This window comes from Dyadobacter sp. (assembly GCF_051859145.1).
Classification (GTDB): Bacteria; Bacteroidota; Bacteroidia; order Cytophagales; family Spirosomataceae; genus Dyadobacter.
The window spans coordinates 1-12,059 of sequence record NZ_JBHYGF010000077.1 but is presented as its reverse complement, the minus strand read 5'-3'; the positions used below and the strand labels follow the sequence as shown (position 1 = coordinate 12,059).

The 12,059-nt window shown below is 46.7% G+C and carries 9 protein-coding genes; 2 read left to right on the top strand and 7 right to left on the bottom strand.

Annotated elements, in window-relative coordinates; all coding sequences use genetic code 11:
• The 3 genes from ACTIE6_RS05995 to ACTIE6_RS05985 all read right to left on the bottom strand — a co-directional run.
• On the bottom strand, window positions 1-96 hold a 96-nt coding region (locus ACTIE6_RS05995), incomplete at its 3' end, for a family 1 glycosylhydrolase (protein ID WP_439555766.1).
• A 155-nt stretch (window positions 97-251) separates the two neighbouring features.
• Complete coding sequence (locus tag ACTIE6_RS05990; RefSeq protein ID WP_439555765.1) at window positions 252-2,702, bottom strand: T9SS type A sorting domain-containing protein; 2,451 nt, start codon at window positions 2,700-2,702, stop codon at window positions 252-254.
• A gap of 698 nt (window positions 2,703-3,400) precedes the next feature.
• A complete protein-coding gene (locus tag ACTIE6_RS05985) occupies window positions 3,401-3,970 on the bottom strand; it encodes an RNA polymerase sigma factor (RefSeq protein WP_439555764.1) in 570 nt (189 codons plus the stop codon).
• 222 nt (window positions 3,971-4,192) lie between these two features.
• Here ACTIE6_RS05985 and ACTIE6_RS05980 point away from each other — a divergent pair, with 222 nt between their 5' ends.
• Window positions 4,193-5,509 carry a hypothetical protein gene (locus ACTIE6_RS05980; RefSeq protein ID WP_439555763.1) on the top strand — a complete coding sequence of 439 codons (1,317 nt, stop codon included), beginning with the start codon at window positions 4,193-4,195 and terminating at the stop codon, window positions 5,507-5,509.
• Between the two features lies 1 nt (window position 5,510).
• Window positions 5,511-5,984, top strand: a complete 474-nt coding sequence (locus ACTIE6_RS05975; protein ID WP_439555762.1) for a GNAT family N-acetyltransferase — start codon at window positions 5,511-5,513, stop codon at window positions 5,982-5,984.
• Between the two features lie 84 nt (window positions 5,985-6,068).
• Here the strand turns inward: ACTIE6_RS05975 and ACTIE6_RS05970 are convergent, their stop codons facing one another.
• The 4 genes from ACTIE6_RS05970 to ACTIE6_RS05955 all read right to left on the bottom strand — a co-directional run bounded on the left by ACTIE6_RS05970 (window position 6,069) and on the right by ACTIE6_RS05955 (window position 11,840).
• Entirely contained in the window at window positions 6,069-7,277 is a 1,209-nt protein-coding gene (locus tag ACTIE6_RS05970) for a hypothetical protein (RefSeq protein WP_439555761.1), read from the bottom strand.
• A gap of 101 nt (window positions 7,278-7,378) precedes the next feature.
• Complete coding sequence (locus ACTIE6_RS05965) at window positions 7,379-7,666, bottom strand: hypothetical protein (RefSeq protein ID WP_439555760.1); 288 nt, start codon at window positions 7,664-7,666, stop codon at window positions 7,379-7,381.
• A 60-nt stretch (window positions 7,667-7,726) separates the two neighbouring features.
• Window positions 7,727-10,153: an ABC transporter permease gene (locus ACTIE6_RS05960; RefSeq protein ID WP_439555759.1), complete on the bottom strand. Its 2,427-nt coding sequence runs from the start codon at window positions 10,151-10,153 to the stop codon at window positions 7,727-7,729.
• Between the two features lie 187 nt (window positions 10,154-10,340).
• Window positions 10,341-11,840 (bottom strand): capsule assembly Wzi family protein, encoded by a 1,500-nt coding sequence (locus tag ACTIE6_RS05955; protein WP_439555758.1) that lies wholly within the window; start codon window positions 11,838-11,840, stop codon window positions 10,341-10,343.
• Window positions 11,841-12,059 lie beyond the last annotated feature (219 nt).

The window sequence follows — 12,059 nt, the reverse complement described above, 5'->3', positions numbered from 1 at the left end:
ATTCACCGCACCTTCTATCTGATAAGCGGCAGTGGCAACACCCCAGCGGAAATCAGTGCCGAAGTCGGACCGGGATAACGGTGCCTGCTGTACCATTGTACCTCCCGGCGGTTTAGAAAAACGATTTACAGAATCCACAAAATGGCGAAGTGACTTTTCCGGAAAGTTAGGAACATATTACAGAAAACCCCTCGCCCTGAGTTTCAGGAGGAGGGGTTTTAGAACCTTTCGGCTGTTTATAAATGGGAGGCTTACCTTACTACCACAATTTTGCGCGTGGTTGTGCTGTCATTCACTTTCACGAAGTAAGTTCCTTGTGCAAGTTTAGTCAGGTCCACTTCATTGTCTGTACCCGGCTTGGTATTAAGCACCAGCACGCCATTTACATTATACAACTTCACATTGCTGATCTGCTGGTTACCAGTAAATTTAATGCGGTCCGAAGTCGGGTTCGGGTAAATGCGCATTTGTCCATCCTCCTCGAAATTCAGGCTCTTGATAGAACTGTATGCAAAAGTCTCATCTGCATCCACCATTTTAAGTCTGTAAAGGTTAACAGCAGACGGACTGGTGTGGGTATAGCTGTAAGAAATAGTCGCTTTGCTCTCACCCTGCGCTTTCACCGTGGTAAGTACCGTCCAGTTTTTACCATCGCCGCTATGCTGGACATCGAAATGGTCAGAATTGGTTTCAAGTGTGGTGGTCCACACCAGGGAAGCAGTTGTTCCTTCTTTTTTGACATTGAAAGAAGCAAGTGTTACAGGAAGCGGAGGACCTGTGAAGGTAAGGCAGGTTCCGTCGATAGCCAGGTAATTTTCTGATCCTGACGCCTGGACACGAACGACAGTAGTACCCACGGGCATTATTCCAGCCAAAACGTATTTCTGCAATCCCCACGGAGATGCATCTACGATTTTGTCAACATCCCTGAAAACACTACCCAACACTTTACCCGAATTGTCAAGAAAAATGAGCTGAACTTTCTGGTCCCTGTTTTCAGTTACTGCGCCGTAGAAGATCAGGTTGGCCGTATTTCCGGAATTTTCATTAACCGATACATCCTGGCGGAATGAACCCGCACCTTGCAGGATAAGGCTTTTCGACCCGCAGTTCGCGATGATCGTTTCCGCACTCACATTGCCTGTCGTAATCCAGCCCACAGTACCTTCTTCAAAGCTCGCATTGGTCAGCTTGTTGTCGCTGCAGCTTTCGCATTCTTTTGCAGGAGGCGTTATCGACATACAAACACCGTCAATTTTGAAATAATCGCCACTTGAAACTGCGGTGAAACGTACTTTGGCTGCGAAAAGAGGCGCAGTCGCTCTCAGGTTGTACTCCTGCAGTTTATGCGTCTGCGTAACCCGGTAATCCATTTGTACATTGTTGTCGCCATTTACCGGGATAGTAATCAGCTGACCTGAGCTTGTGTAAAATTCAAGCTTGAACACGTGGTCTTTGGAAGTATCGTGGGTACCTCCGAACACTTTAACAGTCACCAGGCTGCCGGGTATCAGATTAGTTTCCTGGTAAATGCTGCCTGCTCCCGAGATCAATCCGTTTTTAGAGCCGCAGACGCTATATGCTTCGTCCTGGCTGAAATTTGTACCGGTTGACCGGGTCCATGCATCGGTACCAGATTCAAAGCTTCCGTTTTTAACCGCATTTTGCGAGTCCGGGCAGCCGCAGTCTGACGGCGGAGGCGTAGTAATATTCATACAGGCAACATCTACCTTAAAATAATTACCACTGGAGTAAGCCGATAAGCGCACTTTTGCCGCGCCCGCGGGAGCAGTACCTGATAATTTGAATTCCTCTAATTTATGGTACTGGGTCACCTTGTAGTTCATATCAGCAACCTTGTTGTGAGAACCGTCGATCTTTTGTCCGGCGCTGTTGTAGAAAGTCAGCCAGAATTGGTGCGTCTTGCCGGTGTCGTGTGTTCCGCCGTATACACTCACATTCACCTGCGCGCCTGCCGACACGTTTACTTCCTGGTAAATGATACCAGCACCATCGATCAAACCGTTTTTAGCGCCACATTGACTGTATTTGGTATCTGTCTGGAAGTTGGTATTGCTCGTCTTTGACCAGCTCGCCGTACCGTTTTCGAAGCTCCCGTTAGCAAGTGCATTTTCCGAATCAGGGCAGCCGCAGTCAGTGGGCGCTGGCGGGGTTATTCCGAGGCAAGCCACGTCAAATTTGAAATAGTCGCCGCCTGAGTAAATGGATAACACCACTTTTGCCGCATTGGCCGGCGCGGTAATGGAAGTTGTGAAATGTTTCAGCTGGTTGTTGGTAACCTTGTAGTCCATGTTTATGACTCTCCTGTTTTGGTCTCCGCCAATCTCCTGGTTGTTGCTTGTGTAGAAAGTCAGTCTGAACTGGTGCGTTTTGCTTGTGTTGTGGGTACCTCCGTAGATGGAAAGGTCAACCTGGCTTCCGCCCTGCAGATCTACCACCTGGTACACTGTACCTGATCCTGTGATCAGACCATTTTTGCTGCCGCACATATTATATGCTTCATCGGTGCCGAAGTTGGTACCATCTGTTTTGCTCCAATAGTTTGTACCGGATTCGAAGCTTCCATTTTTCACGGCATTCTGGGAACCCAGACAATCACAGTCGACGCCTGTACTAAATCCGGGCAGACTGACTGCCAGATTAAGCACGAAAAAAAGTAATAGTAAGGAAAGTTTTTTCATAAGGTAATTGATTTGTAAATGGTTAGCTTAATGAGTAAGTCAATAAAATGTACGAACAAATGTACATGCGCAGACCATCAAAAAGTATCACTTTTTTTATATTACAAATCAAACCAAAGTAGGTTTACCCTTAATTTATAAAGTAATTTTATCTAAATAATAAGAAGTATTTCGGCAGCAAAAACCGCATTATTATTTAAAATAAAGAAGAAACTTACTAATGTATTTCGAAACGAAGCGAGCAGTAATTCTTTACAACACCCGAAGCTATTGATATGAATTTTTCAATATCAGACCTTTGTAAAAGCAGGTGTTATCCTAAGCCGGATTTCAACTTTCAGGAGAGGCTCAGCGGTAATCACCTTGCAGAAAATGCAATGTGCGTTTTCTGCAACTTGCGTGTTGAAAAGTTCTTTGCAGAAAAAGGTAAATGCACCGTTCATGTGCGGGTAAAATTAATTGCAGGTGCAACTGAAAGCAGAGCTTAACCAAATAATAAGGCGTTTTTATTTAACGGTAACTCTGACATGCATTGTTTAGCAGTGTAGATATCGGAAAACGGTCATTTCCACTGAAGAATTTCGACAATTTTATTTTCTGCAAAAACCCGGCTTCTACAAGTTTTACATGCCATTTTACGAAAATCCACAACCTTCCTTTCAGGAAAAAGGATTTTAGCTGTAAAAAGTTTTGATTTTTTAGTTTGCATATAAACTCAGCTCACGCAATGCGAAGACTCCCCGGAGATCCTGCAAAGCTTTACGCACGCGGGACTTAACCGTACCAAGCGGCAGGCTCAGGTATTCCGAAGCTTCCTCATGCGTATATCCCTGAAAGTAAACCAGATCGATCAATGTGCGCCGCTCAGGTAGCAGGTTATCAACCAGTTGTTTGATATCAAAATTGGCAGCGGCAGGATAGAATGCCAGTTTGGAGTTCAATTCATGTTCGGAAACAGCCTGTAACTTGACCATTCTTTCGAGTTTCACTTCACCACGTAGCTTGTCAATGGCGGTGTTGCGGGCAACATTCAGGATCCAGGTGAAAAGGGTTCCTTTTTCCGGCTGGTAAGTACCGATGTTCTTCCATATTTTCAGGAACGTATCCTGTAATACGTCGGCTGCATTATCCTCGCTTTTCACGATTTTCAGCACAATGCCGTACAATGGAGCTGAGTAATTTTCATACAGATAGTCGAACCCGGTTCGATTGTTGTTCTTGAGCAGAACTACCAACTCTTGTTCTGCATATACAGCCTTTTTGCCCATGTCAGCCTTGTTTCTTATTAGTCGGGTTCACAATATTCTGGAATCAAGGAAGATAGTATCAATTCTATTCCAGCTTGCTGGCCCGGACAAACTGGGAAAATACGGCTCATTTTGGGGTATGTAGATTTTGATCTGTAACGCAGCACCAAAGTGCTTCCACAACTTTCTCACATGCACCTAAATTTCTATATTGGAACAAGTAATCACCAAGTCGCAAATGCCATGAAAAAATGCATTACTCTTCTTCTGTCCGTTATTCTTTTTGCATGTTCATCTTCTTCTGAAAATGAGGATTATAGCACGAAGCTCGACTCGATCTCGCAGGAATATTTAGAACTGGGACTCTCAATCGGAGCTTATGATACCGACTTTGTAGATGCATATTATGGTCCCGATTCTCTGAAACCTTCCGAAGGCAAGTCCGATACCTTTCCAGAAGCAGCTTTTCTGTCCAGAGCTGCTGCATTGAAAGCGCAATTGCAGGCATTACAGAAAGATACCTCCAACGACACAATTGCTACCCGCGCGGACTGGATGATTTACCAACTAACTGCATTTGAGCGGCGAATTAAGGTTTTCACCCAGGAATTTGTTCCTTTTGACACAGAGTCGAAAGAACTTTTTGATGCCACTGCGCCGGTTTATAATGAAAAGCACTTCCAGGATCTGATCTCCAAGCTCGACCGTGTTCTGCCCGGCAAAGGCAGTATCCAGGAACGTTACCAGAAAATGGCCGGGAACTTTTTGATTCCGAAAAATAAGATCGATACCGTTTTTCAAACCGCCATTGCCGAAGCGCGCAGGAGAACCTTGGCCCATTACAAATTACCGGAAAATGAAACCTTTGAGCTGGAATATGTTACTGACAAACCGTGGTCGGGCTACAACTGGTACAAAGGCAATTTCCATAGCCTGATCCAGATCAATATCAGTCAGCCGATCTTCATTGAACGTGCGATAGATCTCGCCTGCCACGAAGGTTACCCCGGGCACCACGTGTACAATGCATTGCTTGAAAAGAACCTTTTCCGTGACAAAGACTGGATTGAAGTATCCTTATACCCGCTTTTCAGTCCGCAGTCGCTCATAGCAGAAGGCAGCGCCAACTACGGTATCTCCATCGCATTCCCCGGCAAAGAGCAGGAGCAGTTTTGCAAAGATGTGCTGCTGCCGGTAGCCGGCCTGGATACTGCTGGCACAAGTGCTTATTTCAATGCATTATCTCTTAAATCAAGACTTGGTTACGCAAGAAACGAAGTTGCGCGTGGCTTGCTGGGCGGAAAAATGAATGAAAAAGAGGCGCAACGCTGGCTGGAATCCTATTGTTTGCTCCCGCCAAAGGGCGCAACCGATTATATCCGGTTTATACGGAAATACAGAAGCTATGTGATCAACTATAACTATGGACAGGATCTTGTCAAAAATTACATTGAATCGCAGGGCGGTACCGCGAATGCACCTGATCTCCGCTGGAAGCTTTTCCGGACTTTACTCAGCAACCAGATGCGCGCAGGAAAACTTTTAGAAAAAACGAAATAGTATGAATTACCACATTAAACAAGCCAATACAGCAGCCGAGTACCAGACAGGCGCAGCCATGTTCCGCGCTTACGCAGACTCTCTGGATTTTACCCTTTCCTTTCAGAGTTTTGACAATGAACTGACCATCCTCCCGCAAATGTACGGCGAACCGACCGGTGCCTTGTTCCTGGTAGAAGCCGGTGATCAGACCATCGGAGTAGCGGGGTTGCGGAGGATAGAAAATGACACCACCTGCGAAGTAAAAAGAATGTATATCAAACCCGGGTTTCAGGGAATGGGCATTGGTAAGGCACTTTTAGGCGCGCTGATCGAAAAGGCGGAAGAGTTGGGGTACCACACTATTAAACTGGACACACTTGGGCCGAAAATGCCGGCAGCTGTTAAATTGTACCAATCTTTCGGATTTGTAGAAACATCGCCTTACAATTACAATCCGCATGAAGGAATACTTTATTTTGAGAAAAAAATTTGAGTAACATTCCGGTGAAAGCTATCTCAACTTAAAAAAATTGCAAGCTGTCGGTGCGATGAACATTACCGACAGCTTGCAACATTATCAATGTCCTTCGCTGGATTCAAATCCAAGAATGCTGAGCCGGTAAGGTGTTGCCGACACCTTGACGCGCTGAATGCGGGCCAGGTTTGCAGTACTAATCTGCAGAAGCTCACCTGATTTAGGTTGGGTAATATACAAGTACCTGGCAGTCGCTTCTACCTGCGGCTTCTGAGTTTCGTCTCTGGCAACAGGAGCAATTACCTTTCCGCTTACTTTCTCTGCTCCCGTCGCAAGGTCAAATAGTTTCACCTCTCCATTGTACATCAAAGCAATGAGGTTCTTGCCGGCGAGGTCTATCTTTGCCTGCATAATATCCGCGCTGGCGAGCACCGGCTTCACCTCGCCTTTGTCAACATCAATGAGATAAGCGCCTTTTGCGGCTGTATAGCCAACAAACTTGCCAACACCTGCTGCCTCGAAAATGCTGCCGAACCACGCATCACCAAAGTCAGCAGGGTGTGGGATGAGCTTTTGTGCACCCGACTGGTCAACTACCAGTATTCCACTGGCAGAGCCGAAGACCGAAACCTGTCCGTTACTTGCATTTCCGTGAAGCCCTTTCGTCTGAATGCTGGAAGGATGTACAGTTTTACCGGTAACATTGATGATTTTCACACGCTCCGGCAAACTCCCGGCAACTGAACCGTCTTTTTCGGTGATCGCATAATTCCCATTGTCAAACTTGGTCATAGCACCGTGGTGCGCTACATTCCCTGCATTGATGAGTCTCATTTTTGCGCCGGTTGTATGAAAATCCGCCTGCTGCGCGATGCTCAATGTACCGTCTCCGTCATTGAAGGTAATAATCTCATCTCCCTTGCTCTTGAAGTGTGTTGGCTTGTTACCGTCGCCGATCAACGCGCCAAACTTGGGGGTACCTTTTACATCCACGTGGTCGCCGTGGCCTTCCAGACCTGTATCGAAGAGCTGCACATGATTATTGGCCCCATTTACCAGGGCACCAAACCTGCCCGCTGCGGTGCGGTATAATGCCGATTTAGGAAAACTGGCCGTAAATTTTTCGGCGGTCAGCTTTTGAGGGTCCACCAGCGACAGTTCGTTTGAAACCTCATCATTTACCAGGATGCGCACAAAACGGTGCTCCATTTCAAGCTCCGGCTCCACTTCCTTTTCCTTGTCATTATCGCAGGCAGTAAAGGCGAGTAGTGCCGCAGCGATCCATAAACTTTTGAATAAACCCTTTTTCATAAAAAAATCTTTAAATGCAACAATGATGCAAATATAGTTTCGATAACTACAAATGCAACAATGATGCAAATAAAGATTTCCTATTTGAAAAGATGTAGTGTTTACGCGATAGCTTCTTTTAACAGATTTCTGCTCTCTTTTTTAACAAACGTAATGGGCACAAACTCATCGGTGGGCGCGCCTATGTAATACACTGTCCAGTCAGGATCGTGGTGCGACAGCATTTCACTGATACAATCGGCGCGATGCGCTACCGGATTGGAGCAATCTTCCCAGTAAAACAGCTCGACCCGGTAAAATAAGTTTTGTTTGATTCCATTGATCGTCACTTCAACTTTAATCTCCTGCTTCCCCTGAAGCGGTGGGATTGGAATGGCAATGTGGCTCATGTGATTGCTATATTAATGTTCATTTAAAATTCAAACCAACATTTACTGACACCGGAAAAACTATTCCGAACGCAGCGACTTGACGGGGTTCATCAATGCGGCCTTGATACTCTGGAAGCTGATTGTCGCCAGCGCGACGAGCACGGCTAGCACTGCGGCACTCAGGAATATGCCCCACTCCACATCAATGCGGTAAGCAAAATCGTGCAGCCACGTAGATACAGCCCACCAGGCGAGCGGCGAAGCGATCAGGATTGACACAATTACCAGTCTGATGAAATCCCCCGATAGCAGCGCCACGATTCCTGCAACGGATGCGCCCATTACCTTCCGCACACCTATTTCCTTGAAACGCCGCTCGGCGGAGTAAGAAGCTAAACCGAACAAGCCCAGACAGGAAATGAAAACTGCTAATCCAGCCAGTATACCTACGATTTCGCTGACCTGCGTGTCGGCGCGGTATAGTTCGGCGAAATGTTCATCAAGGAATGAATATGTAAAAGGCTGATCGGGCACGATCCGCGCCCATTGGGCTTTGATAGCCGCAATAGCCTGCTCATTCTGAGTACCTTTAATCCGCACAGACATTTCAGAATAACCCCAGTCCTTTTGGTTGAACAGGCACAAAGTCTCTATTTTATGATGAAGAGAATTGAAATTGAAATCTTCGGCCACGCCAACGATGGTAGAAAGCGAATCCATTCCGCCGAAGCCGAAGCGTTTTCCGACTAGCGATTGTACCGTTAAAGTCGGCTCTTCCTGCAGCAGCTTTTTGGCAAGTGCTTCATTGATAATATAGGTTTTTGCATTATCTCCCGGGCTATCTTCAAAATTCCGTCCGGCGATCAGCTTGATCTTGTATAGTTTGAGATAATCGGGATCCACAATCACCTGCGATGATGCGATTTCCTTAATCGGCCCCGTGCCCTGGAACCTTACTCCGGTCTGGTGAAAATTGTTGCCCAGCCGCTGCTGCGAACCTGTCACCGACTCCACGTAAGGACTGGTGAGCAGCTCCTGTTTGAGGGAAGCATACTTGGGACCTGATTTAGAATCGAGCGGGATAATAATCACTTGTTCCTTATCAAAACCCGGATCTTTCGTAACCATAAAACGAAGCTGCCGCACAGCAAAGCCTGTGGCGATGATCAGGAAAACGGCGCTGGTAAACTGCGTAATCACCAATGCACTCCTGAATGTGCTTTTGCCGGTCCGTAAGGTACCTTTTAAAACCTTGATCGGCTCGAATGCGGAAAGGAATGCGGCAGGATAGAGTCCGGAGAAAATACCGATCAGCACCGTTCCGCCCAGTACAATCAGTAAGAGGCGCAGGTTGGTGAAAATAGAAAAATCGAGCTTCCGCTGACTGAAATCAGCGACGGACGGAAGCAGCAGCTTGACGATCAACACAGCGAGTACCAGCGAAATCAGACATAACAGAATCGATTCACCCAGGAACTGACCGGATAGCTGCAACCGTTGCGCGCCAATGGACTTGCGGATACCTACCTCTTTGGCGCGGCCGGTAGACCGTGCCGTCGATAAGTTCATGAAGTTCACACACGCAATGATCAGTACGATGATCGCGATCAATGAGAAGATATAGGTGTATTTCTGATCAAATTTCTGGAAATTGATATAGTCGTGGGTAATGTCGGTGGACTTTGCATGCACTTCTGAGAGTGGCTGTAAAAAGAGCTCGTAGAACTTCCAGTTATCCCCTTTCATATGCTTTTGCAGAAAGGAAGGAAATTTCTTTTCAAGGTTGGCGACGTTAGTACCCGGTGCAAGTTCAAGATAGGTGACCAGCCAGTTTCCGCCCCAGTTATCCATAAAGTCAGGGCGCGTGATTGAACTGAATGAGAACAATGCGTCAAATTGCAGGTGGGAATTGGCTGGTACATTTTCCATGATCCCGGTCACCTTCAAAGCGAGGGTATCGCTTCCATAGTGGTTGATCGTCTTCCCGATCGGATCTTCATTTCCGAAAATGTTGGTTGCATATTCCCGGGATAGCACCACCGTATTTGGCTCTTTCAATACATTTTCGCGCTCGCCTTCGAGCAGCTTAAAATCAAACAAGCTGAAAAAGCTGGGATCAGCCCAGAGGATTCTTGGCAGCTCCACCTTCTTTTGTCCTCGCATCACCAGCATGTCGGTACTGGCTTTGACGCGTGTGTAGTTGCGGATCTCGGGATATTCGTTTTTGAGGGTAGGTCCCATCGGGAACATAGAAAGCGCGACTTTCTGGGGCGCAACCATTCCTTCAAACTTCTGTACTTCGTCGAGACGGTAAATATTCTTTGTGTGCTGCCGGTCAAAGCTTTTTTCATAAAACACAAATAACATGATCACAATGCAGGCTGCCATACTTACTGCCAGACCGATGATATTAATCGCAGAAAAAACCTTGTTTTTCCAGATATTCCGAAATGCAATTTTGAGGTAGTTTTTAAGCATCTGCCTGTCAGAAAAAAGGGTTAGCACTCACATGATTGAAGTAATACTTCGGGAGCTGTTTCATGTAAATAACCTTTTTCAACAAACCTATGCCAAGTATTGTAACCTGTTTACATTCAGACTACTACGCGAGTATAAACCAAAAAAAATGTTCAAAAGCGGACAAGCTTGTCCACCTTTGAACATTGTAAATTGCGGTAACAATCCGGATTGGCTACCAGGTCTTAGAAATGCCCAGAAAACCACCGGTGCTGTTCCTGAAAATTTCCCCGCTATCTGTCGACAGGCGGGCTGTAATACTCGTATTTCTTAGTTTAGGAAGTTTGTACCCGGCAGATGCCAGAAGTGACAATTGACTGCGTGCAGGCTCAAAGCTGTCGCCCGGTGTCCCAAAGTTGCGGCTGAACGATCCGCGCACTCCAAATTGCCAGGCGCTACCTAAACCAGCCTGTGCCCCTGCATACCATACGTTGACGCGATTGTTGGGATAAAAGCGCCCGTTCTTCGGCTTGCCTGGGTCCATATCTTTGCCGGGGATAATGAAAGGTGTCCCGACCGCATTGCCCTGATAAGACCATCCCTGCACATACTGACTATGGTTGAAATAATTATCCGCACCCTGGAATTTGCTGCCGGGTATATAGAATGTCGATCCGGACTGATCTTTGGTAGTCAGGAATTCCAGCGTAAGCCGCGTAACGCTGAACATATTCCCAGTAACAGCAGTCTTCGTTTTGAAACTGATCCCATAAAGCCCGTCAGGAACATTTTTGAAAATCATACTTGAAACATCTTCAAAAGGATGCTGGTGGTATACAAACATATTGTAGCCGAGCACCTTTGCTTCCACGCCGAAATCATAACTCCCGAGGTGGTTGCCAAGACGGTAGCTGTCAAATGCACCGTAACCGTTTTTCTTGTACCAGTTTTTAGGTGTATAGGCAAATACAATGTTCGGGTAGAGGCTCCATGAGGAAGGGAATTTTCCGTCTTTGGCAAGATCGGGTTCATTTTTGAGATAATCAGCCTGCCCTGCCCAAAGCACGTTATGATTTAATCCGGCGTATACCTTCACATTCGATTTGGGCTTCCCAAAACGGAAATACATAAACTTCTGATGCAAACGCACACCTTCAAGGTAGTTGGTGGCAAACCAGCCGTGCGAGAACCCTGCATGGATCGCCAGGAAATTTTTCGTGAATTTTAATGGGGTAAAGCCGATGGTACCGATCTGCACTTTGGGAATCGGCAGCGCATTTCCTGAGCCGGAGTAAAAGCCCATAGTCAGCGTGGAGTCTCCCAGCCCCATCAGCTCCATTCTCCTGCCGGCATACAACTCCAAGTTTTTGAAACGCACGCTGGCATACGCTTCGGGCAACAGGACTCTGGCGTCGTTTGCTTTGGAATAAATCAATACCGGCTTCACAGAGGCACTCCAGTCCAGCCTGCGTGGCTTTTTACTGAGGCTATCATAAAAAACATAGTTCCTGCGCAGCGCAACAGACGCCAATGCGGCCGGGGCATCGGTAGGAATAATACCAAACTGATTGGTACGTAGCCAGAACGGGGTAGCCTCGTCAGAAGCGGCGATCACGCCAAGTTCCGCCCGGGCCGAAAAGTTGGCTAGTAAGGGTTTCCCCTGTCCAAACAAGCAGGCCGACCTTAGCACTGCTATCGCTATGAATGTGATTGTAAATATTCTGGGCAGAGGCATCTTGCTAGATGAAGTAATATACTGCAAGATAAGAGCTTGCCATTTATATCTATGCGCATCCTTCTAAAAACGCAGAATTACTCCTTAGGGTTTTAGAAAAGGAGGAAAGGGATGAAGGGGAGGAAGTGGACGAAGGGGAGCTTCCTCCTGTCACGTCCTGAAATAGGTTGACCTTAACCACAGGGAGATTTATGCAGCATGACCGTCCGAAAGTAGTGA

What these genes read in the sequence shown, in the direction of transcription:
- ACTIE6_RS05990 (WP_439555765.1), bottom strand. Translation starts at nt 2,702, where the DNA reads ATGAAAAAACTTTCCTTACTATTACTTTTTTTCGTGCTTAATCTGGCA.
- ACTIE6_RS05985 (WP_439555764.1), bottom strand. Translation starts at nt 3,970, where the DNA reads ATGGGCAAAAAGGCTGTATATGCAGAACAAGAGTTGGTAGTTCTGCTC.
- ACTIE6_RS05980 (WP_439555763.1), top strand. Translation starts at nt 4,193, where the DNA reads ATGAAAAAATGCATTACTCTTCTTCTGTCCGTTATTCTTTTTGCATGT.
- ACTIE6_RS05975 (WP_439555762.1), top strand. Translation starts at nt 5,511, where the DNA reads ATGAATTACCACATTAAACAAGCCAATACAGCAGCCGAGTACCAGACA.
- ACTIE6_RS05970 (WP_439555761.1), bottom strand. Translation starts at nt 7,277, where the DNA reads ATGAAAAAGGGTTTATTCAAAAGTTTATGGATCGCTGCGGCACTACTC.
- ACTIE6_RS05965 (WP_439555760.1), bottom strand. Translation starts at nt 7,666, where the DNA reads ATGAGCCACATTGCCATTCCAATCCCACCGCTTCAGGGGAAGCAGGAG.
- ACTIE6_RS05955 (WP_439555758.1), bottom strand. Translation starts at nt 11,840, where the DNA reads ATGCCTCTGCCCAGAATATTTACAATCACATTCATAGCGATAGCAGTG.